30 protein-coding genes are annotated in these 24643 nt (G+C 70.9%); 10 read left to right on the plus strand and 20 right to left on the minus strand.

Translation table 11 applies throughout. The annotated features are described in order from the left end of the window. Positions 1–61: 61 nt before the first annotated feature. Both OG766_RS33765 and OG766_RS33770 read right to left on the minus strand, forming a co-directional pair. Positions 62–409: a PRC-barrel domain containing protein gene (locus tag OG766_RS33765; protein WP_266388582.1), complete on the minus strand. Its 348-nt coding sequence runs from the start codon at positions 407–409 to the stop codon at positions 62–64. A 451-nt stretch (positions 410–860) separates the two neighbouring features. Continuing rightward, positions 861–1610 carry a GAF domain-containing protein gene (locus OG766_RS33770; protein ID WP_328727079.1) on the minus strand — a complete coding sequence of 250 codons (750 nt, stop codon included), beginning with the start codon at positions 1608–1610 and terminating at the stop codon, positions 861–863. 365 nt (positions 1611–1975) lie between these two features. Here OG766_RS33770 and OG766_RS33775 point away from each other — a divergent pair, with 365 nt between their 5' ends. The 4 genes from OG766_RS33775 to OG766_RS33790 all read left to right on the plus strand — a co-directional run bounded on the left by OG766_RS33775 (position 1976) and on the right by OG766_RS33790 (position 4370). Beyond that, a complete protein-coding gene (locus OG766_RS33775) occupies positions 1976–2368 on the plus strand; it encodes a DUF2267 domain-containing protein (RefSeq protein ID WP_266384860.1) in 393 nt (130 codons plus the stop codon). A gap of 145 nt (positions 2369–2513) precedes the next feature. Then, the gene (locus OG766_RS33780) at positions 2514–3392 is read left to right on the plus strand and encodes an RNA polymerase sigma factor SigF (protein ID WP_423247143.1); all 879 of its coding nucleotides are present in this window, start codon (positions 2514–2516) and stop codon (positions 3390–3392) included. 224 nt (positions 3393–3616) lie between these two features. After that, entirely contained in the window at positions 3617–3787 is a 171-nt protein-coding gene (locus OG766_RS33785) for a hydrophobic protein (RefSeq protein ID WP_266384859.1), read from the plus strand. Positions 3788–4013: 226 nt separating this feature from the next. Beyond that, positions 4014–4370 (plus strand): STAS domain-containing protein, encoded by a 357-nt coding sequence (locus tag OG766_RS33790; protein WP_266384856.1) that lies wholly within the window; start codon positions 4014–4016, stop codon positions 4368–4370. Between the two features lie 61 nt (positions 4371–4431). Here the strand turns inward: OG766_RS33790 and OG766_RS33795 are convergent, their stop codons facing one another. From OG766_RS33795 to OG766_RS33815, 5 genes are all read right to left on the minus strand, one after another. Then, the gene (locus OG766_RS33795; RefSeq protein WP_328727571.1) at positions 4432–4866 is read right to left on the minus strand and encodes an ATP-binding protein; all 435 of its coding nucleotides are present in this window, start codon (positions 4864–4866) and stop codon (positions 4432–4434) included. A gap of 143 nt (positions 4867–5009) precedes the next feature. Then, a complete protein-coding gene (locus OG766_RS33800; RefSeq protein ID WP_328727080.1) occupies positions 5010–5450 on the minus strand; it encodes a response regulator in 441 nt (146 codons plus the stop codon). After that, complete coding sequence (locus tag OG766_RS33805) at positions 5447–7147, minus strand: sensor histidine kinase (RefSeq protein ID WP_266384850.1); 1701 nt, start codon at positions 7145–7147, stop codon at positions 5447–5449. The genes OG766_RS33800 and OG766_RS33805 overlap by 4 nt, the downstream gene beginning before the upstream one ends. Next, positions 7144–8358 (minus strand): PP2C family protein-serine/threonine phosphatase, encoded by a 1215-nt coding sequence (locus OG766_RS33810; RefSeq protein ID WP_328727081.1) that lies wholly within the window; start codon positions 8356–8358, stop codon positions 7144–7146. Before OG766_RS33810 ends, OG766_RS33805 begins: the two co-directional genes overlap by 4 nt. Before the next feature lie 298 nt (positions 8359–8656). Next, positions 8657–8827 (minus strand): CsbD family protein, encoded by a 171-nt coding sequence (locus OG766_RS33815; protein WP_266384844.1) that lies wholly within the window; start codon positions 8825–8827, stop codon positions 8657–8659. A gap of 235 nt (positions 8828–9062) precedes the next feature. Between OG766_RS33815 and OG766_RS33820 the strand changes: the two genes are divergently transcribed. The 5 genes from OG766_RS33820 (at position 9063) to OG766_RS33840 (ending at position 14498) form a co-directional block, all read left to right on the plus strand. Continuing rightward, positions 9063–9602: a hypothetical protein gene (locus tag OG766_RS33820; protein ID WP_328727082.1), complete on the plus strand. Its 540-nt coding sequence runs from the start codon at positions 9063–9065 to the stop codon at positions 9600–9602. A gap of 251 nt (positions 9603–9853) precedes the next feature. Next, complete coding sequence (locus OG766_RS33825; protein WP_328727083.1) at positions 9854–10237, plus strand: ATP-binding protein; 384 nt, start codon at positions 9854–9856, stop codon at positions 10235–10237. Positions 10238–10713: 476 nt separating this feature from the next. Beyond that, the gene (locus tag OG766_RS33830) at positions 10714–11280 is read left to right on the plus strand and encodes a 2Fe-2S iron-sulfur cluster-binding protein (protein WP_266384838.1); all 567 of its coding nucleotides are present in this window, start codon (positions 10714–10716) and stop codon (positions 11278–11280) included. Beyond that, on the plus strand, positions 11277–12260 hold the full coding sequence (locus OG766_RS33835) for an FAD binding domain-containing protein (RefSeq protein ID WP_266384835.1): 984 nt from the start codon (positions 11277–11279) through the stop codon (positions 12258–12260). Before OG766_RS33830 ends, OG766_RS33835 begins: the two co-directional genes overlap by 4 nt. A 9-nt stretch (positions 12261–12269) precedes the next feature. Beyond that, entirely contained in the window at positions 12270–14498 is a 2229-nt protein-coding gene (locus OG766_RS33840) for a xanthine dehydrogenase family protein molybdopterin-binding subunit (protein WP_328727084.1), read from the plus strand. A 61-nt stretch (positions 14499–14559) separates the two neighbouring features. On the opposite strand, the gene OG766_RS33845 is transcribed toward OG766_RS33840, so the two are convergent. The 4 genes from OG766_RS33845 to OG766_RS33860 form a co-directional block, all read right to left on the minus strand. Then, positions 14560–15081: a hypothetical protein gene (locus tag OG766_RS33845; protein ID WP_328727085.1), complete on the minus strand. Its 522-nt coding sequence runs from the start codon at positions 15079–15081 to the stop codon at positions 14560–14562. A 168-nt stretch (positions 15082–15249) separates the two neighbouring features. Next, a complete protein-coding gene (locus tag OG766_RS33850; protein WP_266388571.1) occupies positions 15250–15810 on the minus strand; it encodes a hemerythrin domain-containing protein in 561 nt (186 codons plus the stop codon). Between the two features lie 140 nt (positions 15811–15950). Then, entirely contained in the window at positions 15951–17051 is a 1101-nt protein-coding gene (locus OG766_RS33855) for a glutamate--cysteine ligase 2 (RefSeq protein WP_328727086.1), read from the minus strand. Between the two features lie 30 nt (positions 17052–17081). Then, the gene (locus OG766_RS33860; protein WP_266384826.1) at positions 17082–17459 is read right to left on the minus strand and encodes an STAS domain-containing protein; all 378 of its coding nucleotides are present in this window, start codon (positions 17457–17459) and stop codon (positions 17082–17084) included. A 221-nt stretch (positions 17460–17680) separates the two neighbouring features. On the opposite strand from OG766_RS33860, the gene OG766_RS33865 reads away from it, so the two are divergent. Beyond that, the gene (locus OG766_RS33865; protein WP_266384824.1) at positions 17681–18382 is read left to right on the plus strand and encodes an AAA family ATPase; all 702 of its coding nucleotides are present in this window, start codon (positions 17681–17683) and stop codon (positions 18380–18382) included. Positions 18383–18414: 32 nt separating this feature from the next. On the opposite strand, the gene OG766_RS33870 is transcribed toward OG766_RS33865, so the two are convergent. The 9 genes from OG766_RS33870 to OG766_RS33910 form a co-directional block, all read right to left on the minus strand. Continuing rightward, complete coding sequence (locus OG766_RS33870; RefSeq protein WP_266384821.1) at positions 18415–20151, minus strand: SpoIIE family protein phosphatase; 1737 nt, start codon at positions 20149–20151, stop codon at positions 18415–18417. Positions 20152–20373: 222 nt separating this feature from the next. Further along, a complete protein-coding gene (locus OG766_RS33875) occupies positions 20374–20790 on the minus strand; it encodes a DUF3618 domain-containing protein (protein WP_328727087.1) in 417 nt (138 codons plus the stop codon). A gap of 119 nt (positions 20791–20909) precedes the next feature. Then, positions 20910–21176: a gas vesicle protein K gene (locus OG766_RS33880; RefSeq protein ID WP_266388568.1), complete on the minus strand. Its 267-nt coding sequence runs from the start codon at positions 21174–21176 to the stop codon at positions 20910–20912. Positions 21177–21187: 11 nt separating this feature from the next. Continuing rightward, positions 21188–21547, minus strand: coding sequence for a gas vesicle protein (locus tag OG766_RS33885; protein ID WP_328727088.1), 360 nt, complete (start codon positions 21545–21547; stop codon positions 21188–21190). After that, positions 21544–22344, minus strand: a complete 801-nt coding sequence (locus tag OG766_RS33890; protein ID WP_328727089.1) for a GvpL/GvpF family gas vesicle protein — start codon at positions 22342–22344, stop codon at positions 21544–21546. Before OG766_RS33890 ends, OG766_RS33885 begins: the two co-directional genes overlap by 4 nt. Further along, a complete protein-coding gene (locus OG766_RS33895) occupies positions 22341–22655 on the minus strand; it encodes a gas vesicle protein (protein WP_266384811.1) in 315 nt (104 codons plus the stop codon). The genes OG766_RS33890 and OG766_RS33895 overlap by 4 nt, the downstream gene beginning before the upstream one ends. Beyond that, positions 22652–23821, minus strand: coding sequence for an SRPBCC family protein (locus tag OG766_RS33900; RefSeq protein WP_328727090.1), 1170 nt, complete (start codon positions 23819–23821; stop codon positions 22652–22654). Before OG766_RS33900 ends, OG766_RS33895 begins: the two co-directional genes overlap by 4 nt. After that, entirely contained in the window at positions 23814–24410 is a 597-nt protein-coding gene (locus tag OG766_RS33905) for a DNA primase (RefSeq protein ID WP_328727091.1), read from the minus strand. The genes OG766_RS33900 and OG766_RS33905 overlap by 8 nt, the downstream gene beginning before the upstream one ends. Next, positions 24407–24643 (minus strand): gas vesicle protein GvpG, encoded by a 237-nt coding sequence (locus tag OG766_RS33910; RefSeq protein ID WP_328727092.1) that lies wholly within the window; start codon positions 24641–24643, stop codon positions 24407–24409. The genes OG766_RS33905 and OG766_RS33910 overlap by 4 nt, the downstream gene beginning before the upstream one ends.

Consider the following 24643-nt stretch of genomic DNA (forward strand, 5'->3'; position numbering starts at 1 on the left):
AACCGCGCCGGGCACGCCCCCTCGGGGGCGTGCCCGGCGGACCCGGCGCGGGGGAGAGGGGTCAGTGACCGGAGCCGTAATAGCCGCCGAGCTGGTCCCGGTAGGCGGGATCACCGAGGTGCTTCTCCTTGTCGAATTCCGGAGCCGCCTTGATCTCGTCCTTCGTTCGGGAAACGAGAATTCGCTCTTCCTGGTGATCGACCATGGTGATGGTGCCGGCCGGCAGCATCACCTCCTTGCCGAAGATCCATACGCCGGTGTCGACGACGATGTACTGGGATCCGACTTCGTTCGAGTGCTTGTCCACCTTGCCGATGCGACCATCCGTCGCCTCGACGCTGTAGCCGGTGAGATCGTCGTCCCGGTTGTGGCCGCTGGTCGGTACGTAGGCCCACAGATGTTCGCTCACCACAGTCCTCCAGACGGTGAAATCCAATTGGTCCGGCGGAAGTTGGCCAATGGGGTCGATCCCGTTGACTCCGCCACGGTCCGCATGCCCGCGCCCTCCCGGCTCACACCCGACGAATTCCGGATTCCCCGTTCGGAGCAGCATTGCCGTCGGCAGCGCGACCGGTCCCGGAAAGTCGGGGGTTTGCATCCCCCGTCCGCGGTTATGCGCTACAACACGCCTGAAGGCACCGGAACTCGAGTCGCGGAAACGAATGTGCGGCATGGCGGACGCGTTCCGCCGCTGAGACTCCCCCCACGGGAAACAGGGCCCGGCACCCCGCTCATGGGGCGCCGGGCCCCCTGCGTGCCCGGCCGTTCCGGCCGACGTGTTCGCCGGCCGCGACGTCGTACGGCGTCGACGGCCGGGTCCCCGGCGCCCTCACCTTCCTCGTCATCGCCTCGGCCCCCGACTACGCCCTGCGGCCGACGGGTACGCCGGAGCCGACAGGCGCCGGCCACTCCGCCACCCCGGCGCAGGAGTCGTGCGGGGCCGAGGGGCGCGTCTGCAGCAGTGCGTCGGACAGGTCGAGCAGGGAGCGACCGTCACGCACCCCCACGACCTGGAGCCAGGACAAGGCCTCGGAGACGGCGCAGTCCTCGCGCGCCGCGACATAGCCGGCCGCCTGATGGATGCGATCCCAGCGCGCCGCCCGGGTGTCCGTCGTCCAGACCGGACACTCGCAGTCCTCGCAGGCGTGCACGGCCCGCCAGCGGAGCAGCGCGTCGAGGGCGAGATCGGCGGCGTGCTGCCCGTGGGCGATGTGGCGCTCCGTCACTTCGGTGCGCTCGGTGTAGTAGAGGCAGATGACGCCTACCGGTGTCCGCTGGACGCGCAGCGGAAGCGCCAGGACCTGACGCACGTCGGCGAGTCCCTCGTCGAGGCGTGAGCCCGAGCCGTGCGCCGAGTGGTGCAGGTCGGGTACGAAGACCGGGCGCATGCGCAGTGCGGCGCTGACCGACGGCCCGCCGGCCAGGGTGAACTGCGTGGCCTCACCCCGCAGTGCGGGCTCGTCCGTGGCGTGGAGCAGTCGCCAGTGCTCCATGCGGGGCAGGAACGAGAGAGCCGCCCGTTGCGCTCCGAGCGACCGGGTGAACGCGGCGCACAGCCGCTGGGGCAGAGCCCGACGTCCCACGGCCGCGGCGACCGACACGTCATGCATGACCGATGGTGATTCCTCCAGCATGTTCAGCTTCCCTTCCGCCGTGGCCACATGGGCGGCCTCACCCGGGCGGGTCCGGGACGGATGTACCGGGCACCCGGGAATGCAGATTCGTCTACCACCGACCGGCGAGCTCATGTACGCCCGCTTCACCCGGCACCCGCTCCGCACCCGCGCGGACCGGGGTCCGGACGGCCGCTGCCACCCGGCCCCGGACTCCGTCCGGCCGTTCGCCGTTGGGCCGTGCGGGTCATGTCCGTCCGGCGGGGGCGATTACCGCCCGGGGTTAGGGGTAGCCGCCTGGTCACGTTCAGTGGCTGGCCCGGACGGCGCAGGCCGACAGGACAGCCACGGCAAGGAGCGCCATGAACAGCCAACTGGAAACGTTGCTCGACTCGGTACGGGAACGGGGCCGCTACGCCCGGCGGCGGGAAGCCGCGGGGGCCGTGGACAGCGTCCTGGACGTCCTGGGAGCACACCTTGTGGGCGATGACCGCAGGGACCTCGCGCGTCTGCTGCCGCCTGAGTGCGGCCCTCTGCTCACCGTCGGCGAGCCGGCCAGCGAACCCCTGACGCCGCGTGGCTTCGTCGAAGCCGTCGCGGCCCGTGACCACGGCGACTTCGACGAGGCCCGGCGCGCCGTCACGGCCGTGCTCGGCATCGTGGCCGAGGTGGCCGACGACGCCCTGCTGCGCCGCATCCTCACCCAGCTGCCGCCGGGGCACGCGGGGCTGTTCGGCCGTACGGAGCCGGTATGACAGAGACGGTGGAGGCTGACGTGACCTCAGCTGGCAGGCGAAGAAGAGATTTCGAGGAGAAGCGCGCGGGGGAGCGAATGCGCCCCACGATCCGGGGTAGGCGGACCGCGCACGGGAATGGATCCGGACGACAGGGGTGGATGGCATGGCAGCCGTGACCGCAGTGACAACCGCGGCACAGGAAGCGACAACGGAAGCCGACGCGGTCGGGATCGCACCGATCGCGGATCCGTCGAAGGTATCCCCCCAGGACGCGCGCGAGCTCTCCCGTCAGTTCTTCGCCCGCCTGGCGGAGCTGGAGGAGGGCACGGACGAGTACCAGTACGTGCGCAACACCCTCATCGAGATGAACCTCTCGCTCGTCAAGTACGCGGCCGGCCGCTTCCGGAGCCGGGGCGCGGACGAGATGGAGGACATCGTCCAGGTCGGCACGATCGGGCTCATCAAGGCCATCGACCGCTTCGACTTGTGCCGCGAGGTGGAGTTCACCACCTTCGCCGTTCCCTGCATCGTCGGTGAGATCAAGCGCTTCTTCCGCGACACCAGCTGGGCCGTGCACGTCCCGCGCCGCCTCCAGGAGGCCCGCGTGGAGCTGGCCAGGGCGACGGACGAGCTGCGGAGCCGGCTCGGGCGCACCCCGACGGTGCGGGAACTGTCCGAGTTGATGTCGCTCTCCGAGGCTGACGTCATCGAGGCCCGCAAGGCATCCAACGCCTACAACTCCGCCTCGCTGGACGCCGCCCTCACCGGTGACAGCACCCAGGACGGCGAGGCGGCGCTCGCCGACTTCATCGGCGAGGAGGAACCGGCACTCGAACTCATCCAGGACTTCCACTCCCTCGCACCGCTGATCGGGGAGCTGGAGGACCGGGACCGCCAGATCCTGCATCTGCGGTTCGTGGAGGAACTGACGCAGGCGCAGATCGGTGAGCATCTGGGCATCTCGCAGATGCATGTCTCGCGGCTGCTGACCCGCATCATCGGCCGGCTGCGCGAAGGACTGCTCGACACCGGCACCGGCTGAACGGTCCGACGTACGCACCACAGTGGTCCCCCTGCCCTCGCGGGCGGGGGGACCACCGCTTTGTGTCGTGCTGTGCAGAGAGTCAAGCACACATACGGGAATCACCGCATCGCAGCGGTATCCGCTTTTCGCAGACGCGCGGAAGTAATGCCCAGTGGAATTGCCGAGCAACTCCGCGTATGGCGTGCATTCCCGGGTATGCGGATTCCGGGAGGATGATAGACATGGTTCCTTTGCTGCTCGTTCTGTTGCTCGCACTGCTTCTTTTCGGTGCGGGCTTCGCACTCAAGGCACTCTGGTGGATCGCGGTCATCGTACTGGTCGTATGGCTGCTCGGATTTGTGATCCGGCCGGCAGCGACCGGTGGCCGCCGTAGCCGCTGGTACCGCTGGTAAAGAAGTCGGCACGGGAAACACGAGAAAAGAGCCGACGCTCGTCCCGGCGAATGTGCCGGAGATTCCCGGGAAAAGGGTGGGGCCCCGACAATCCGTCGGGGCCCCACCCTTTCCGCTGCCCGCGGAGCGCCGGGGCGGGCTCCGGGACGTGGGGTCTCGGCCGGATCCCTTCGGGCAACGGGACGGTGACTACCGCAGACGTGTCCGGGCGGGCATACTCCCGGCCATGGACGCGCGCAGCGAAGACCAGTCCCCTCTCAACGGCGAAGGTCCGGTGGGCATCCAGTACGCGGCCGGGGACGCGTGGGTGATCACCGCACGGGGCGATCTGGACCTGAGCATCCTCCCGCCGCTGGCCGACGCGCTGACCGCGGCGTCGGCCAGCCACCCGACCGTGGTCCTGGACGTGTCAGGCGTCACCTTCGGGGACTCCGCGTTCCTCAATCTGCTGCTGCGGGTCCACCGGATCACCCAACTGCGCATCGCGATGCCGCAGCCGCAGCTGCGGCGGCTCTTCGAGATCACCGGCGCGGACCAGGTCCTCGACGTCCGGCTCAGCCTGGACATCGAGACCGGGTCCTGACAGGGAGCCGAACACGAACGGCCCCCTGCGCGGTGTCCGCGCAGGGGGCCGTTGCCGGCTGTCAGGCGCAGGAGACGCGTACGGTGATGCGCTTCCCGACCGGCTCCCGCTCGACCGCGAAGGCGTCGCACAGGGCCAGCACGATCTCCAGCCCGTGCTGGCCCACCCGGCCCGGGTCGGCGGCCCTGGCCACGGGCAGGGTCGTGCTGCTGTCCCAGACGGTGATCTCCACGCCGGAGGGGGTCCGTTCCAGATCCAGGGCGCACGGACCGTGGGCGTACTTGAAGGCGTTGGTCACCAGCTCCGAGACGATCAGCTGGACGGAACCCACCACCTGCGACGCGGGGTCGTAGTCGTTCTTCTCCACGAGGAAGTCCGTGGCGAAGCGACGGGCATCCCCGATGCCCTCCGGACCGCCGTCGTACACGGCGCCCGCCCACGCGGCTCCCGCTCGTAGCGTGCCCGCGCCCTGGTCGTTCTCGATCGTCTTCGACATCATCCGCTGGTCGTCCCGTTCAGCCCGCCGTCCTTCGGTTCGGCGCATCACCTACCCCGGATTCCGCCCGGTACTACATTCGGCCGCGCGGTGCCGTGCCCGGACGACGGCCTGCGGCTCGCTACGGCGTCCCGGCCGCCGCGTCACGCGCGGGGCAGGCGCACCACGGTGACGAAGAAGTCGTCGATCTTCCGGATCGCGGCGATGAACTGCTCCAGGTCCACCGGCTTGGTCACGTACGCGCTGGCGTGCAGCTGGTAACTGCGCAGGATGTCCTCCTCGGCGGCGGAGGTGGTGAGCACGACGACGGGGATGTGGGTGAGATCCGCGTCGGCCTTGATGCGCTCGAGGACCTGCCGTCCGTCGTACTTGGGCAGATTGAGGTCGAGGAGGATGAGATCCGGGCGGGGCGCACCCGTGTGTTCGCCCTGCCGGTAGAGGAAGTCGAGCGCCTCCTCCCCGTCGCGCACCACATGGAGGGTGTTGCCGATCTTGTTGTCCTCGAACGCCTCCCGGGTCATCAGCTCGTCGCCCGGATCGTCCTCGACGAGGAGGACCTCGATGGGCTTGGTGGCGGCGTTCATACGGGGTCTCCTGTGCTCGGACGCGCGTGGTCGGTCGTGTCCCGCCGGGGGCCGGGAACGGCCTCCGGCACGGGATCGGTCTCGGGCTCGTGCTCGGGGCCCGTCGGGGAGGCGGGCAGGACGAAGTGGATGCGGGTGCCGTCGGTGTGGGCGGTGTCGATCCAGATACGACCACCGTGATGTTCGACGATCTTCTTGCACAGCGCCAGGCCTATGCCCGTGCCGGAGTAGACGTCGCGCCCGTGCAGCCGCTGGAAGATGACGAAGACCTTCTCGGAGAACTCCTCCGGGATCCCGATGCCGTTGTCGGTGACGCAGTAGTGCCAGGCGGGCTCCTCGCCGCTCGTGTCCGGCTCGGCGGTGATCCGGACGACCGGCGGGCGGTCGGGGGCCCGGAACTTCACGGCGTTGCCGAGCAGGTTCTGCCACAGCATGGTCAGCAGCACGGCGTCGCCGGTGATCGTGTGCAGGCGTTCCGGGCGCTCGATCGTGGCGCCGGCGTCCTCGACCGCCTCGCCGAGGTTGTCCAGCGCCTCGTCCAGGGTGGCGCCGAAGTCCACCGGGTCCCTGTCGTCGTTGACGCGTCCCACACGGGAGTAGGTGAGCAGGTCGTTGATCAGGACCTGCATGCGCTTGGCGCCGTCGACGGCGAAGTCGATGTACTGCTTGGCCCGGTCGTCCAGCTGGTCGCCGTACCGCTTGTCGAGCAGCTGGCAGAAGGACGCGACCTTGCGCAGCGGTTCCTGCAGATCGTGCGAGGCGACGTAGGCGAACTGCTCCAGCTCGGCGTTGGAGCGGCGCAGTTCCACGGTCTGTTCGTCCAGATCGGCGGTGCGCTGCGCGAGCAGTTCCTCGCGCTGCCGCGAGGCCGTCAGCGCGTCCAGGACGCGCACCCGCATCGCCTCGACGGCTGTGGCGAGCTGCTGTGCCTCCGCCGGTCCCGCGGGCTCGATGCGATGGTCGAAGTCACCGTCCGCCACCCGCTGGGCGGCCCCGCGCAGGGCGTTCAGCGGGCGTCCGACGGCGGCGTGCAGCAGGAATCCCAGCGCCGCGGCGATCGCCACGAAGGCGGCCAGCATGCCGGTGAAGAGCCAGTTGTGGGCGGAGCGGGTGCGGTGCATCTCGCCCCTGGCCGCGGTGCGTTCCGCGAGCAGGTCCCGGTTCAGCTGTCCGAACTGTACGCGCAGTCGGTCGAAGGCGAGCTTGCTCTGCTGGAGTTCCGCGGCCACGGGCAGGGTGCCCTGCCGGGTCCGTTCCACGAGGGGTTCGGCGTGTGCCGTGCGCCAGGTCCCGGCCGTGTTCTCCACACGGGTGAGGTCGGACAGCAGTTGAGGATCGCCGGCCAGCGCCGGCCGCAGGGCCCGGGCCGCGGACGCGGCCTCCTTCTGACCCAGGGTGTAGGGCTCCAGCCAGCGCGGGTCCCGGCTGAGGGCGAAGCCCCGCACACCGGTCTCCTGGTCGAGGAGTGCCTTCTGCAGGCGGTACGCGTCCACCCGCGCCGGCTGGATCCGGTCGACGAGGTCGTTGGACTCGGCGGCCGTGCGTCCCAGCAACTGTGCTCCGACCACGGCGAAGCCGCCCACCACGAGCAGGATGGCGGCCAGCACGAGCCCGAACCAGGTGGGCACGGTCAGCCGGGCGCGAGGGCCCGGGCGGCGTCCGGTGTTCCGGCCCCTCGGGTCTTCCTGGCTGTTCACGTCTGTGTGTTCCATTCGAGGTGGAGGAGGGCGACGTCGTCGCTGTGGCCACCGTGCTCGGCGGACAGGGCACGCGTCTCGGCGATCAGGGCGGTGACGAACTCCTCGGCACGGTGTCCGGCGTGTCTGCCGGCGAGGGCGAGCAGGCCGTCCTCGCCCAGTCGCCGCCCGTCGGCGCTGATCCGCCCTTCGAAGAGCCCGTCGGTGAACAGGGCCAGCGCCCCGGCGGCCGGGAGGTCCAGATGGTCTTCGCGCCAGAGGCCCATCCCGTCCGGCAGGAGGCCGAGCGCCGGCCCGGCGGCCGTCTCCACGAGCCGTACACCGGCGGGCCCGCGCAGCAGCAGCGGGGGATGACCGGCGCGGACGACCTTGGCCTTCGTCAGGCCCGGGGGGAGTTCCACGGTCGTGACGGTGGCGAAGATCTCCGAGCCCGTGCGCTCGGCCACCAGGACCTTCTGCATGAGCTCGCACACGCCCGTGCCGCTCACCCCGGCCAGGGTGAAGGACCGCCAGGCCACGCGCAGGCAGACACCCAGCGCGGCTTCGTCGGGACCGTGCCCGGAGACGTCTCCGATGACGGCGTGGACGGTTCCGTCCGCGGTTTCCACGACGTCGTAGAAGTCGCCGCTGAGCAGTCCCAGGGATCTGCTCGGTTCATAGCGGGACACCACGTCCACCGCGTCGCCGTGCAGCAGGGGCGAGGGCAGCAGACCGCGCTCGAGCCGTGCGTTCTCCCGGGCGCGCATCCGGCTCGCTTCCAGGGCGACCGCGGCGTGCTCGATCTGGCGGCGCTGAACGGCGTATCTGATCGAGCGCTCCAGCACGGTCGGCTCGAAGACGCCCTTGATCAGATAGTCCTGGGCGCCGGCCGCGACGGCGGACAGACCGACGCCCTCCTCGGCGAGACCGGTCAGGACGACGACCGCGGCGCCGGGCGCGACGGCCAGTACCTGGCCGACGACATCCAGACCCTGGGCGTCCGGCAGATGGAGGTCGAGCAGGACGCACTGCGCGGGCGCGCCGTGGGCGCCGCTGAGCGCCACCCGGGCCTCGGCCATCGAGCGGGCGCGGGTCGGACGTGCGGTCAGGCCGCTGTCCCGCAGTGTCTCCTCCACCAGGAGGGCGTCGCCGTCGTCGTCCTCGACCAGCAGGATCGTCACATGGTCGGCATCGGTCCGGAGATCGGACGGCGACACCCGGGCCAGAAGCACGAGTGGATCGGACGTCCTCGGGCCCGGTACCTCCGGACCGTGCCCACCGACAGGGCTCCTCACAGCCGACCTCCCCTGCCCCCGGCCGTGCGCGTGCCACGGGCGCAAGCAGAATACTTGCCGCCCGCCAATAATTGCAGTCGCGCTGCTCCTGGCCGCGGGCACCCTCTCGATCAGGCCAAACAATGCGGGGATCAGGTCGGTTGGGCATACGGCGGGGGCGGTGGCCGTAACGGCCACCGCCCCTGTGCTCTCGTCGGGATGTGCCACGGTCTCGCCGGGTACGCGGCCGGGGCGGTCATCGCCGGAAGGCGTCCCGGATCTTGTGGACGGCTTCCCGCAGGTCGCCCCTCGCCCGCATGGAACGGCCGTCGGCCGTCATCCGCTCGTTGCCCACGAGCCGCCCGACGGCCTCCTTCACCGCGCCCTTCGCCTGCTCCGCGCGGGCTGACCTCTTCGCGTCGCTCACTGTGCCGGCCTCCTCGACCTCGTCGTACGAGCCGCTGGTGCGGAGACAACCGGGTACCCGGGACCACTGGGGGCAAACCGGCCGCGGGAACGGTGACGGGCCACGCGCCGCCCACCCGCCTTCCCACCCGCAGGGAGCTTCCCACCCGCCGGGCGATCCCCCGTTTACTCAGCGCACACGCGGTAACACGCCGTAACAGAAGTGATGCGAAGAGAGAACCGGCAAGGAGGAAGTCATGGCCCTCAGCGTGCTTGCCATCCTCGGGGTGGCCGCAGCCATGGTTCTTGCGCTCGTCCTGGCCCGCCCGGCGAGGCGCAGGAACACCGGCGGCATCCGGCGCCGCCTCGCCCGCCCGAGGCTGAAGCCCCTGAGCAACATCGAGCGGGAGCAGCTCATCTCCCAATGGACCGTGATCAAGGCCCAGTTCGTCGATGCTCCTGCCGTGGCGACGACCAGGGCGGACGAGCTGCTCGGCCGACTGGCCACCGCGCGAGGGCTCCCGTCCGCCTCGTACGAGCACCGGCTCCGCGCCCTGAGCGCGCTCTTTCCCGCCGAGGCGAGCGGAGCGCGGCGACTGCACGCGGCCTCCGAGCAGGCCGCGACGGGCGACGCGGACGTGGAAAGCATGCGGCGGGCGATGATCGTGGGCCGCAGGGCCTTCGAAGCGCTGGTCATGGCGGGGCCGCACAACCACGGCCCCGACGCCGCCACACACCGGACGATCGCCCTGGCCCGACGCGTTCCCCCGCAGCGTTCCGCGCCCCTCCTGCCCTGAACACACGGGGCCGACGGCGCGTACACACCTACGCCTGCACAGCGGTGACCCGGGCCGGGCATGCCCCGCCTCGAGGCGACGGCGTAAGACCCCGGGCAGGGCGCCCGCATCCCGGTCGCAGCGGACGACGGGTGAGGAGGGCGCGCTGCTGGGTAGTCGGAGTTCACGGAGAACGAGAAGGCGCGGGGGTGACCATGCTGTCAGGTGATGTGGCCGGGGAGCGGCACCCGCCTCAACGGCCGATATTGCCCTTGAGCGCGGCAGCCGCCCGCGACCATGTGAAACGGCTGCTGGAGGAGCACTTCCGGCGGGTCTTCCGGAGCTCTGCCCCGGGGTCGGCCCTGACCGACGCCCTGCTCGTCACCTCCGAGCTGGTGGCGAACGCGATCCGGCACGGAGGCGGCGTCCGCGGCTTCACCGCACTGGTGACGGACCGCGGACTGATCGTCGAGGTGAGGGACCGCAGCACCGACACCCCCACGGTGCGCCGGCGGTCCGGCACTCAGGTGTTCCCCGTCGGCGGTTACGGCTGGCCGCTCGTCCAGCGCCTCGCCACGGAGATCGACATCGCTCCGATGAGGGACGGGAAAAGTATCCGCGTCCTGCTCCCACTCGCCCCGTCCGGCGTTTCGTGAACACGGCGTGAGGAACACGCACGCCGGATCCGCCTCCTTCTCCTTCAAGGGAGCCGCACCGCCGCCGCGTTGAGACTGCCGCGGCCGAACTCGCCGAAGTATCCCGTGTGATGGATCCCGTTCACGGCTCGTAGGGGTCCTCGCGGGCCATCGCTCGACCATCGCCGGCCGGTGGGGGCGGACGAGTGGTGCGATCGGGTGACCTCCGGCTCGTCCCCGGCGCCGGTTCGCGGCCCGACGACACGGCCGTGGCCCGCCCAGGAACGGGCAGAGGGCACCAGCCCCCCACGAGGCAGGTGACCTGGTCCGCGGCCCTGCTCCACGGCATGAATCGCGGGGTGAGGGCTTTTGCGAGACCCTGGGACGCAGGAGCGCGCCCGGCAGCGGCGACGAGGGACGGGCCGCCGGAGGAGGGCGCCCGAAAGCCGCGACGCATGTCCGGCGTGACACCCGCGCAGCGAGGAAGGCGGGCTGTGATGAGCGACTCAGACACGGGCGCCGCCGGGAGCCCGGGCGAGACGGCCCAGCTCTCGGCGATCAGGTTGAGCGTCAACGATCAGGTGCGGCGGCTCGAGGTGGATCCACGGACCTCGTTGCTCGACGCGCTGCGCGAGCATCTGCGCCTGAGCGGGACCAAGAAGGGGTGCGACCACGGGCAGTGCGGCGCCTGCACGGTGCTGATCAACGGCCGGCGCGTCAACTCCTGCTTGACGCTCGCCGTCATGCACGAGGACGACGAGATCGTCACCATCGAAGGCCTGGGCGACCTCGACGACCTGCACCCCTTGCAACGCGCCTTCGTCGAGAACGACGGCTTCCAATGCGGCTACTGCACGCCCGGCCAGATCTGTTCCGCCGTCGGCATGCTCGCCGAGGTGGAGGCGGGCTGGCCCAGCCACGCCACCGCTGACGTGACCGCGCCGCAGATCGCGTTGACCGACGAGGAGATCCGCGAGCGGATGAGCGGCAACATCTGCCGGTGCGCCGCGTATCCGAACATCGTCGCGGCCATCCGCAGCACCGCGGAGGGAGACCCGGGATGAGGTCCTTCACGTACGAGCGCGCGACGGACGCGGAGGCAGCCGTCGCCGCCGTGTCCCGAACGGGCGCGAAGTTCATCAGCGGCGGCACCAATCTGCTCGACCTGATGAAGCTCGACATCGAGAAGCCCAGCCATCTGGTCGACATCAGCCGGCTTCCGCTGCGGGACATCGAGGAGCTCCCGGACGGCGGACTGCGCATCGGCGCCCAGGCGGCGAACTCCGACGTGGCCGCCGACGCGCGCGTGCGCACCCGCTACCCCGTGCTGTCGGAGGCCCTGGTGGCCGGCGCCTCGGGCCAGTTGCGCAACAAGGCTTCCACCGGTGGAAACCTGCTGCAGCGCACTCGCTGCCCCTACTTCTACGACACCGCGGCGGGCTGCAACAAACGGGATCCCGGATCCGGATGCTCGGCGATCGGCGGATTCAACCGGATGCACGCGATCCTCGGTGCCAGCGAGTCCTGCATCGCCACCCACCCCTCGGACATGGCCGTCGCGATGACCGCGCTGGCGGCGGAGATCGAGCTGCTCGACGCCGATCAGGCCGCACGCCGCGTCGCCATCACGGACTTCTACCGGCTGCCGGGCGACACACCGCACATCGAGACCGTGCTGCGGCCCGGCGAGATGATCACGGGCGTCGTCCTGCCCCCGCCCCCGCCGGGCCGGCAGAAGTACCGCAAGGTGCGCGACCGGGCGTCGTACGAGTTCGCGCTGGTCTCCGTGGCGGCCGTCGTCTCGGCCGACCAGGGAACGATCGGTGAGGCGCGGGTCGCGTTCGGCGGTGTCGCGCACAAGCCGTGGCGGTCCGTCGAGGCGGAGGCCGCGCTGACCGGCCGTCCGGCCACGATGGCGACCTATCGCGCCGCCGCCGAGGCGGCGATGAGCGACGCGGTCGGGCAGGGGCTCAACGACTTCAAGATCGAGCTGGCCAAGCGCACGCTGTGCCGCACGCTGGCGCAAGTGGCCCGGGCGAGCTGAGGAGGCGGCATGATCGGGCAGGCTCTGAACCGCGTCGACGGCCCGTCGAAGGTCGTCGGCCGGGCCACCTACGCCTACGAGCACTGGGAGGCCGGCCAACCGCTCTACGGGTTCATCGTGGGCGCGACGATCGGCAAGGGCAGCATCGCCCGGATCGACACCGAGAGCGCCGAACAGGCACCCGGCGTGCGCATGGTGATGACCCATCTCAACGCACCGGAGCAGGGCGCTCGCGACGAGTCGATTCCGTTCGAGTACTGGCGCGCCCAGCCGGAACTGACCGGCCCCGACATCGACCATTACGGCCAGCCGGTGGCACTCGTCGTCGCCGCGACCTTCGAGCAGGCCCGGGCGGCGGCCGGTCTCGTCGACGTCGAGTACACCGGCGGTCGGGGACGTTTCGACTTCGCCGAGCAGGAAGACGAGGTGTACATCCCGAAGGTGGTCAACGCCGGTCTCCCCACCGACACCGCGGTCGGCGATTTCGATGCCGGGTTCGACAGCGCGGAGGTCAGGGTCGACCAGTACTACACGACGCCGTACGAGTTCTCCCAGCCGATGGAACCGAACGCGTGTCTGGCGGAACCGCGTGACGAGGACCTGTTCGTCTACGTCAGCTGCCAGATCGTCAATGCGGCCCAGGCCTCGGTCGCCGCCACCCTGGGCATCGACCCGGAGCGGGTTCACATCGTCGCCCCCTTCGTCGGCGGGGGATTCGGCTCCAAGCTGGGCATCCATTCCGAGACGATCCTGGCGGCGCTCGCGGCCACCGTGCTGCGCCGGCCCGTCAAGGTCGCGATGACCCGGCAGCAGATCTTCCAGCTCGTCGGTATGCGTCCCACATCCAGCCAGCGGGTCCGGCTGGGCGCGGGTCAGGACGGACGGCTGGCGGCGATCGCCCACGACGTCACCATGCACACCAACCCCGACGTGGAGTACGCCGAGCAGACCGCCGCCACGACCCGCAGCCTCTACGCCGCGCCCCACCGGCTCACCAGCCACCGGCTGGCGCCGCTCGACCTGCCGCGAGGGACGGACGTCCGCGCACCGGGCGAGGCACCGGGCATGCTGGCGGTCGAGTCCGCGATGGACGAGCTGGCCCATGCGCTCGTCATGGACCCGGTCGAGCTGCGGATCCGCAACGAGCCCACCGTCGATCCCGAGCGTGCCGTTCCGTACAGCGACCGGCATCTGGTCGACTGCCTGCGCGAAGGCGCGCGCCGGTTCGGCTGGGAGAACCGCCCCGCCACCCCGGCGAGCGCCCGCGACGGGCGGTGGCTGGTCGGCTACGGCATGTCCGCCGCCATCCGCGGACACTTCCAGGGGCCGACCACGGCGCGGGTGCGCCTGGAGGCGGACGGCACCGCCGTCGTCCAGACGGACATGACCGACATCGGCACCGGTACGTACACCGTCCTGACCCAGGTCGCCGCCGACGGCCTCAGCCTCCCGCCCGAACGGGTGCGGATCGACCTCGGACGCTCCGACCTTCCCACCAGCTGGGGGTCCGGAGGCTCGTGGGGCGCCACCAACTCGTGCACCGCGACGCATCGGGCGTGCGCGGCCCTGCGCGCCAAGCTGCTGGACTCGGCCTGCGCCGACGCACGTTCCCCGCTGCACGGTCTTGACCCGGCGGACGCCGTGTTCTCCGACGGCGACGTCAGCATCGCAGGCGCGACCGAAGCGCTGAGCGAGATCGTCGCGCGCGGCCACCCGGAAGGCGTGGAGGCGGAGGGCCAGGTCCGCTACATGGGCGACGACCCGAACTACACCGACTACTCGATCAACACCTACGGGGCCCATTTCGCCGAGGTGGGGGTCGACGCGGACACCGCCGAAGTCCGTCTGAGGCGGATGCTCGGCGTGTTCTCGGTGGGCCGCGTGTTCAACTCGAAGACGACCCGCTCGCAGCTGATCGGCGGCATGATCTGGGGGGTCGGCGCGGCCCTCGAGGAAGAGGCGGTCGTCGACTCGCGATCCGGCGCCTTCGTCAACCGTGACTTCGCGGGCTATCTCGTGCCGGTGCACGCCGACATCCCCGACGTCGATGCCGTCGTCCTCGACAGCTACGACGACAAGGCCAACCCCCTGGGCGCGAAGGGCGTCGGTGAGCTGGGCATCTGCGGGTCCGGTGCGTCGGTCGCGAACGCGGTGTTCAACGCCACCGGCGTGCGCGTGCGCGACTTCCCCATCACCATCGAGAAGCTGCTGCCAGGACTGCCACCGATGGATGCCTGAGACCGGGACGTGCCTGGGGCCGGGGCGGTCGGCCCCGACACGTCAGGCGTGCGGTGCCTGCTCAGGCACCGGTGGGTTCGGGCGCGAGCGCGTCGAGCAGGGCGGCGCGATGCAGACCGGCTATCGGGCCGAGCAGATCCGGATGACGCAGCAGGGGCGCGGCGTCGTGATCACGCCGGCTGGGCACGGTCAGCCGCCGCGCGTCCCCCGCGGCCCCGGTGCCGTGCTCCGTCGCGGACAGGGCGGACGCGGCCCGGGCAGCCAGACGGGGGTCGGCGAGCAGGTTCGCGGCCCAGCTGACGACGGTTTCGTCCACCCAGGTGCGCCAGGAGCGGTCCGCCTCCTCCGCCCGGTGCTGGTCCGCTCCGGTGAGTGCGTCCAGCCGGTCCGAGCCTCCCGGGCCGAGCATGTTCAGCAGTTCGACGTCGAGCGTCGTGGGACAGCGCAGCACGGCGGCGACGGTGGCCGCCTGTCGTGCCTGGGCCTCGGCCAGGGCGTAGTTCATGGCGCCGGCTGCCGCCGGGAAGGCGGTCAGCAGCCAGCGCGTGGCGGCGGCTATGACGTGTGAGAGATCACTGGGCATGTGAACCGTCCTTCACGCGCGCCCGGTGACTGTCTGGGTGCGACGCGGCCGCGCTGTCGCGCATGGCTCGTCAGCGTAGGCCGCCGCCCCTGGTCCCTGACAAGGAGCTGTGTCACAGGGGCCGGGTCGGGAGCGGCCATGGCCGACCGGTGTCCGCGGGCCGAGGGGTCAGGACCCGCCGCGGCCGGTGACGAAGTCACGTACGCGGTCCACCAGCCCCGCTCCCGGTGCGAGCAGCTTGTTGGCGGGCGGCGTGTCGGGCGCGGAGGGATGCGGCCGGGTGGGGGCCATGGCCTTGGCCCGGCGGATCTTGTCGCCGAGATCCTCCAGCGCCTCGGCCGTGCACGCCTGGCGCAACAGTGGAAACAGCTGACCCTCTTCGTCGCGGATGTGGGCGTTCACGTGGTCCATCATCTGCTGAAGGGTGGGGTGGAACTCCGCGTCGTCCACCCGCATCTGCTCCAGGTGCTTCATCAGCTTCTCGGCCACGGCGTGTTCCGCGATCTCCTTGTCCGCGATCTCCGCGCCACCCTCCACATGCTCACGGACGGCCGGGTACAGGTACTGCTCCTCGGCCACCGAATGCCGCACGAGTTCGATCGTGACCTCGTCCACCAGCCCGCGCAGCTCGCTGCTCCCGGTGGTCAGCGCCTCGATCCGGGAGAACAGCTGCTCCACCTCACGGTGGTCCGCCATCAGCTCCTCGATCACATTCCCGCCGTGCCCCATGCCCTTGTCCTCCCACATCGCCCAGTAGCCGGAGGTGACCGGCGACGCCTCATGCGTTCCCCGTCGCCCACCTGCTGTCCGTGGCACACGGGGCAGGCCACCCAGCTGGCGGCAGCCGGGTCGTTCCTCGGCCGCGGCGATCAGGGCCGCTGTTCGCAGGTGAGGCTCACGCACTCGGTGACGACGTCCCGCAGGCTGCCGGTCCGTTCCAGGATCGCGCGCTGGACGGCCGCTCCGTTGCCGTCCCTCAGCAGGCGGGCCAGTGCTTCCTGGGCGGGTTTCGTGTCCCCGTGGTCGTCCAGGGCGTCGCGCACATGGTCGAACAGCGCGCGCACCACCGTCTCCGCGGGCGCGGGGCGCATCGTCAGAGGGTGGAGCAGCCTGCCTTCGAGGCCGTAGCGGGCTGCCTGCCAGGTGGCGAGTCTCAGCAGGGGCTGACCGGGCTCCGCCAAGGGCTCTCCCGCCTGCCATTGGCGGGCGGCCGTCTCGACCAGGCCGCGGACGAGGACGGCGAGGAGCACCGTCGATCCCGCGTCCAGGCACACGTCCGCGACTCTGACCTCGACCGTGGGGTACCGGTGGGAGAGCCGGGCATCGAAGTAGATCATCCCTTCGTCCCTGAGGACTCCGGTGCCGACCATGTCCCGGACCTGCCGGTGGTACCGGTCGGCCGATCCGAAGATCTCCGTGGGGCCGGCGGACGGCCATCGGCCCCAGACCTCACTGCGGTAACTGCTGTAGTCGCTGTCCCGGCCCTGCCAGAAGGGGGAGTTGGCGCTGAGGGCGATCAGGACGGACAGCCAGGAGCGGATCCGGTCCAGGACGGCGACGCCCTCTTCGTCCGAGTCCACGGAGACGTGAACATGGCATCCGCAGGTGAGCTGCTCCTGCAGCGCGAGCCCGAAGCGCTCGGCCATCCAGTGGTACCGCGCGCCCACGGCCACGGAAGCACTGACCGGGAGCGGGGACGTGGCGAGGGCCGCGACGGCCACCCCGATGTCCTTGGCATGGTGTGCCGCTTCGGCTCGGCACCGCCGGATCTCGGCCGCGAGTTCCTCCGTCCGGGTGCAGGGCCGGGTCGCGAACTCGAGCTGCTGGCGCTGCAGCTCCGACTCGAACACCTGCTCCTCGTCCGGCGCCTCCCTGGAGGCCACGGCCAGCACAGCCGCCGACACGGCCCGGGGCTCACCCGTTGCCGCGTCCACCAGGAGGAGCTCCTCCTCCACTCCCACGCTGCGCACGGCTCGCGCCCCCTTCGCCGGTGCGCCCGGTCAGGAGGCCCCGGAGCCGAGTGCGTCCAGGGCCTCTCCCAATGAGGCGACGGTACGGACCGAGGTGTGCGGACCGGCCGTTTCCAGCAGCTCCCGTACGGGCGGCGAGGGCGCGGCCACGTACAGCGGCGCTTCCTCCTGGAGCCTCATCAGGAGTCCGAGCATGGCCGGGTCGGCGGACGTCACCGATCTCGTGTCCATCACGATGGTCCGGCCGTCGTCGAGCACGTCGTCGAGTCGCCGCGAAACACCGGCCAGCGCCTCCGGCCCGAGGTCGCCGCCCAGTGCGACGACCCAGGTGCTGCCGCGCCGGCTACAGCTGAGAACGCCGAGTGGGGAGGGGGCCGGGGACGAGGGTCGGCCGTCACGTTCATGCATCCTCAACGTCTAGCAGGCTCATCGGTCCGCTTCCAGGGGACCTGGGCCCCGCGGTCCGTCCCGCGGTGTGGTGAGGGGTACGACGACCCGCGGAAACCCTGTCGGAGAAGCAGTTGCTCCGCCACGGGGCCGAATCAGCCGTTGGGGTCACCCCGGTGGGAATCCGTCGTCGATCGTCCGGTCGCACGGGCGTTGTCCTACCCCCGTGCGAGACTCGGAGAGTGATTATCGAACGTGTGTATGTTGCCTCGTCCGATGAAGGGGAATGGCCCTGGACCGTGCCCTGCGTGCGCGGGCTCGTGGCGGACGGCCTGCGTCTGAGCGAGCCGGTGACCTTTCTGGTGGGGGAGAACGGCTCGGGCAAGTCGACCCTGGTCGAGGCCCTCGCCGAAGGCTTCGGCCTGGACTCCTGGGGCGGCTCGCACGACTGGCGCTATGCCAGTCACCGCCCCAAATCGGTGCTCGGCGAGCGGATCCGCTTCGACGCGGCGCCGCGCGGGCGGCGCATGCTCGGCAACTGGTCCGCCCGCAAGGGCTTCTTCCTGCGCGCGGAGACGGCGCTGGACGCGCTGGACCGGGAGGGGTTCGCCCCGGATTCCGTCAGCCACGGCGAGGGCTTCCTCGCGGCGTTCCGGGGGAAGTTCCTCCAGCCCGGCCTGTATGTGATGGACGAGCCGGAAGCGGCGCTGTCGTTCGCGTCCTGTCTGGAACTGCTCGGCCATATCGACCAGTTGGTGAAGAGCGGTGGCCAGGTCATCTGCGCCACGCACTCTCCGCTGCTGACGGCGCTGCCCGGTGCGGACATCATCGAGGTCGGCGACCACGGTATGCGCAGGGTGGCCTGGGGCGAGCTCGCCCTGGTCGACCACTGGCGCCGCTACCTCGCCGAACCGCAGTCCTACCTGCGGCACGTCCTGGGGTGACAGCCGGCAGCTGTGGCCCGCCTGACCCGTCCTCACCTGCCTGCCCGGACAGACTCAGGTGTACGGAGCGCGAGGAAGGCCACGTCGTCGTCGTTGTCGTCCGGGCGGGCCTGCACCAGCAGGGAGTCGCTGAAGGAGTCCAGCGGACGACGGGCCAGGGAGGCGGCGTGCCTGCGGAGCTGGTCCATGCCCTCGTCGAGGGGGTGGCGACGTGATTCGACGAGACCGTCGGTGTACAGCACGAGGGTGGACCGGGGCGGCAGCGTGAGGACCGCGTCGGTACGGGGAGTCGTGCAGCCCGTGCCGAGCAGCAGTCCGTGCCCCTCCGTCAGGAAACGCGTCCGGCCGTCGTGGGTGACCAGCAGCGGCGGCGGGTGGCCCGCGTTGGTCCAGTGCAGCTTCCAGAGCCCGTCGTCGCACAGGGTGAGCCGGGCCAGGACCATCGTGGCCATGGGCACTTGGATGATGCGCATGACGGCCTGGTCGAGGAGCGTGACCGCGGCGCAGGGCGAGTCGGGCTGCGTCCAGGCGAAAGCACGCAGCATGTTGCGGATCTGAGCCATGCCGCCTGCGGCGTCGAGGTCATGACCGACAACGTCACCGATCGCCAGCGCGGTCGTCCCGTCGATCAGGGAGAAGGCGTCGTACCAGTCGCCACCCACCTGGGAGGCGTGCGGAGCGGGCACGTACCGAGCTGTCATCTCCAGCCCCGGCACGGTGGGCATCTGGGGCAGCAGGTGCCGTTGCATGGTCTCGGCGACCTTGCGCTGCCGCTGGTACAGGCGTGCGTTGTCCAACGCCAGGCCCGCGCGCCGGGTGAGGTCCTCCAGGAGCGGCAGATCAGCGGCGGTGAAGGGCTCGGGACGGTGCGAGCGCCCCAGCGTCAGTGCGCCGAGCACTTCCCGCAGGCCGCGGATCGGGGCGATGGCGGCCGAATGCATGCCGGTCTCCGTGAAGAGCCGCTGCTGCTCGACAGCGATGCCGGAATCCGGTGGCCCGTGATAGGTGGACGCGCTGGCAACGGTCGAGGCGGCGCCACGCAAGGCCCGTGACAAGGGCATCGGCGATTCCTGAGGCACCGGGGGCATGGGACCTTGCAGGTCCACGCGCTCGACGAGGACGCCGTCCTGCTGCTGAACGACGAGGGCGCGCCGTACCTCGTCGACCTCGGTGATCAGGTCGACGATCGCCCAGTCCGCGAGCCGGGGCACGGTCAGTGCGGCCAGGCGGAGGAGGGCCTCGTCCACGTCCAGGGTCGAGGTGAGCCGTGTGGTGGTCTCGGCGAGCAGGGCGAGACGGTCGAGTTCGGTCAGCCGGGTGGTCCCGGCCTCGTCCTCGCGGGATTCGGCCGACTTCTGCGGCTGGTAGAGCAGCACCAGGGCGCCCAGGGATCCGGTGCTGAGGCAGTAGGGCGTGATGAGCCAGGACAGGCCGAGCAACGTGCCGTCCGCGCGGGCGAACCAGTCCAGGTCACGGTGTCCCGTGCTGTACGTGAGGAGAGCCTCCCGCAGTCCGCAGCGGCTGCGGGGCAAGGGGTGCCCGTGACTGTCACGGTGCAGCAGATCATGGGCGTCCTGCCCCACGAGCTCTTCGGCGGACCATTGGAAGAGGCTCCGGGACCGCCCGTTGACCGCGACGATGACCCCCTCGTCGTCCACCACGAGGGCGGCCGCCATGACCGCCTCCAACTCCCCGCCCAGCAGTTCCCCCGGCGCGGTCCGGCTCACGCGCAGTGGGTCCGCTCCATGACCGGGTGCGGTGACGTCCATGTCCCTCCTCGTGATGATCCCGACCTGATGGCTGTACCCCAAGAACAACATGCGGGCACGAATCTGCCCTGTCTATGACCGGTACAGCGTCCCATCGGGATCCGGAGGGCCCGGCCCCGCGGGCGCCGCGATGCGCAGCGCGGCGCCCGATCGGGATCCGGAAGGACCGGCCCAGCGGGCGCCGGCGCCACGGCCGCCGGCGCCCGCGGGTCCGCTCCGCGCCTAGTGTGAACGCCTGCGGCGTATGACCATCAGCAGCGCGAGCGTGGCGGCGGCCGAGCCGGCGAGCAGCGGCAGTCGATTCCTTCGGGCAACTTCAGCCGCTTGCCGGGCCGAGGCCTGCACCGTCCCGGGCGTGGTGTCGCGGAGCTTCTCGCCCGCCGTCGCCGCGGTGGCGGCGATCTGCTCCCTGGCGACGCCCGCCTTTTCTCCGAGCTGGTCCTTCATTCCGGTCGCCGCCTGCATGGCGCGGGTCTTCACGTCCGTCTTCGTCATCAGAGCCTCCACGGTCCTTCCGAGTTCCTCGCGGGTGTGCCGGGCCTGTGCGCGCAGCTCTTCCGGGGTCGGCTTGTCCGGATCCGCGTCCGGCGTCCCCGGAACTGTCGCCGCGCGACGGCCCTTTGAGGGGGTGGTGCTCATCGGTGTGCCCTTTCCTCGATCTCGTGTCCATCCGTCCTGGCGCCGCGTACGGCTTGCCCGGAGAACGGGCGGTGCCGCCTCCCGGACGTTCTTCCTGCCCCTGTGTGCGGCACTCGCGGTCAGTCCCCGCGGGGCAGCAGGGGACCCAGCGGCCCGAGGTCGATGTTCAGGTCCTCGGGCCTGAGGCCGAACGTGTCCCGGAGCTGTCCCATCCGGTCTTCGAGCAGCATCAGCGTGATGCCGATGCGTTCCTCCTGCTCGGGGGTGAGCTCCCCGGTCTCCACCCGGCGCAGCGCCTGACGTTCCATGAGCTGCCGCAAGAGCTCGACGACGGTGAGCACCAACTGGGCGAGATCCCGCTCGACGGTGTCGGGGTCGAGGTCCATGCGTCGTGCGGTCACGTCGTCACCTGCCCCGACGCCGGGGACGGCTCGGCGCTGTCGGCGAAGCCGAAGCACTCCGAGGAGGACGCGGGGGACTCGGAGTACTCGGAGGCCCCGAAGGATGCGAACGGGGAGGCCACCGCCGGTCCCACCGAGCAGATCAGCGCGTTGAGGTCGACGCGTACGAGGTCGACGTCCGCGATACGCAGGGTCACATCCCCCTTGATCACCACACCACCGGCCAGCAGCCGGTCGAGGAGGTCCACCAGGGCGAGCCGGCGCTCCGCGAGAGCGGGGGAGAGCGGCTGCGTCCTCGGCTCCGGTCCTGTGCCGTGGCGCCTTGTCCCCGGCCTGTTTCCTGTCGGGGCCGTCATGGCGCCTCGCTCCGCCCGGCCGCCGGGGCAGCCGTCGTGACCGCGAAGGAGTACGGCGCCCATGGTCCGGTCAGCTCCACCCGCACCCCGGGACCGGGGGGCGTCAGCCGCTGCACGTCCGCGACGAACGCCTCGCAGTGCTCGCGCGGTACGAGATAGGCGGCGTTGAGCACGTTGCCGCGGGTCACGCCCGGGAGCCGCGGGTCCTGGGGCCGGTGCAGACAGTCGGCCTCCGCGCGCCGGCACAGCTCCGCGTGGATCCGGCGCGACACGGCGTCGGCCCGGGCGAAGGAGCTGTCCGCGGTGTCGCGCTGCCGCAGCCGCTGCCGGAGGTAGTCCCGCCCCGTCGTCGGCCGATCGCCGTGCGACGCCTTCGCGGGCGTGTCCGGCGTCTCGGCCGTGCCCTCGGCGTAGACCTTGACCCCCCACTCGACCCGCCCGTCGAGCCGCTCCAGGGCCCGGCCGAACTGCTCGCGGCCCGAGTCGAGGAGCCGCTTGACACCACTGTCGTCCTGGCACACGGTCACCAGGCGGAGCGGCAGCGGTGTGGTGAGCGTGGTGAGGGACCCGACCACGGCGTCGTGTCCGCGCGCGGTGGCGGCGAGCCAGTCGAGGTCCTCCAGGCGGTCGCGCAGCGGTGCCTCCGCGAAGTCCGCCGCGGGTACGTCGCTCACCACGGCGACCAGGCCGTCATGGGCGAGCAGCCGGGGAGGCGCACCGGCCACGCCCCGCACCGCTTCGGGCAGGACCCCGTCGAAAGGACGGGTCACGGCGTACACGTAGCGCAGTTCAGTCATGCGGAATCCGCCTCCAGGGCAGCGATGCGCTGCCGCAACCGCTCGTTCTCCTCGGCGAGTTCACGCCGGCGCGCTCCGGACGAGAGGGAGGGGTCGTCCTCCCACCAGTCGATGCCCATCTCCTTCGCGCGTTCGACGGAGGCAACGACGAGACGGAGCTTGATGGTGAGGAGTTCGATGTCGAGAAGATTGATCCGGATGTCCCCGGCGATGACGATGCCCTTGTCGAGGACGCGTTCCAGGATGTCGGCGAGGTTGGCTCCCGAGTCCGGGGGACCGTAGGGACCGGGGAGCCGGCTCGGCGTCGTCATCGACGGCTCCGGGCCCCGGCCGTGGCGGGGACGGGCTCTTCGTCGTCGTAGGCGCCCTCGTGCTCCGCCTCGTACGAGCCCTCGCCGTCGGCCTCGTCGAAGGCCTCGTCCTCCCGCTCCTCCTCCGGCTCGTCCTCGACGGCGCCGTCGTCCTCGGCGTACGCGCCTTCGGGCTCCCCGGACTCGTCCTCGTAGCCCTCCTCGGCCACCTCTTCGTCCTCGTAGTCGTCGTAGGCGTACGGCTCCTCGTCGCCGGTGTCCTCGATCTCGTCCGTTGCCGGCTCGTCCTCGGTGCCGCCGGTCTCGTCCGCCGGGTCGTCGTCGGCGAGACCCTCCTCGTGGGTGGTCACGACCTCGCCGTCGCGGATCTCGCCGCGCCAGCCGTCCTCGGCCTCACCGCGCATCGAGATGTGGCGCGCGAAGTTCTTCAGGTCGAGGCGGGCCCGCCGTCCCTGGGCACGCCAGATGTTGCCGGTCTTCTCGAACAGCCCCTTGGGGTAGTACTCGATGACGAGCAGCACGCGCGTGAGACTCTCGCCGAGCTCGTGGAAGGTGACGACGCCCTTGGTGGTGCCCTTGGCGCCCTCCGAGCTCCAGGCGATGCGCGTGTCGGGGATCTGTTCGGTGGTGTGCGCCTTCCAGCTGCGGCTGGACCAGAAGACCTTGAGGTTCCAGTCGGAGGTCGTGTCGTCCGCGGCTCCGGCGCTCCTGACGCCCTTGGCGAAGGTGGAGAAGTCCTGGTAGCGGGTCCACTGGTCGTATGCCTCGCGCACCGGCACACCGACGTCGACGGACTCCATGATGACGGTGGGCTTCCGCCCGCCTCCGCCCTTCTTGCCTCGCTTGCCGGAACCTGCGATGCCCTTCACGGCCTCCTTGACGTTGTCCTTGAGCCGCGAGGCGCCCATCTCCACCGCCGCACGCACGGGGCCCTTGCCCTCGGCGAGCTTGCGGCCGCCGTCGAGGGCCAGCCGGGCGAAACCAGGGCTGCGGCCCTCGGCGATGTCGGTGAGCTTGACGGTGCTCTCGCCGAGCTTGCGGCCGAGGCCGGCCAGGACGCGTTCGGTCTGCGCGAGTGCATAGCCCTGCAGTTCGGCCTTGAGCCGGTCGACCGCCTCCTGGTCGAGGGTGCCGAGCACGCCGTTCGCCTTCTTCGTGTCAGGCATCGGAGCGGCCTCCCCTCGTGCTGCTCGCGCGGGCTGTCGTCTTGCGTGCCGCCGTCTTGCGCGCCGCGGTCCTCTTCCCGTTGGCGCTGCTTCCCGAGGACGTACGCTGCGGCGCTGCCTTCTTCGCGGCGGCCCGTCCGGTGGACTTTCCGGGGGCCTTCTTCCCGGCGGAGCTCTTGGCCGCCGGCTTCTTCGAGTTCCGGTCCCCGGACGCCTGCTCCGGCACGGAGCTCCGTGTCTTCTCCTGCACGTCGTCGACCGCGCCGGTCACTCCCGCCACGCGGTCCTGGACGCCCAGGGTGCGTTCGTGCAGCCGGTCGGCCAGCCCGCCGATCTGCCGGTTGACGATGGCGCCGGTCGCGGCCTTGCCGACCCCGCGCAGGTCGTCGCGCAGCTGGTCGCCGATCTCCTTGAACTGCGGGTTGTTCTGCAGTTGCCGGGTGACCGAGTCGAGCAGGGCGCGGGGGTTCAGCTGCAGGCGTTTGCCCGCGACCATCGTGCCGACGGCGAAGGCCAGTTTCGCCTTCTTCGTCCGTCCCAGCAGATAGCCCGCTCCCACCGCGAGTCCGATGGTCAGCCTGTTGTTCATGGTGTCGGTGCACCTCTTTCAAGTCGGTCGAGGAGCTCGTCCTCGCGGCGGTCGAACTCCGCCTCGTCGATCTCGCCGGACTCCAGCCGCCGCTCCAGGAGGGCGAGTTCACGCGCGATGGTCGACGGGTCGTAGTACTGCCTCTCGGCCTCGGCGGCGACCTGCTGGAGCACCCAGAAGGTCCCGCGCACCGGAGCCGCCGGCAGCAGGAGCAGCTCACCCAGCAGACCCAT

It is taken from the genome of Streptomyces sp. NBC_00259 (assembly GCF_036181745.1).
GTDB lineage: Bacteria > Actinomycetota > Actinomycetes > Streptomycetales > Streptomycetaceae > Streptomyces > Streptomyces pratisoli.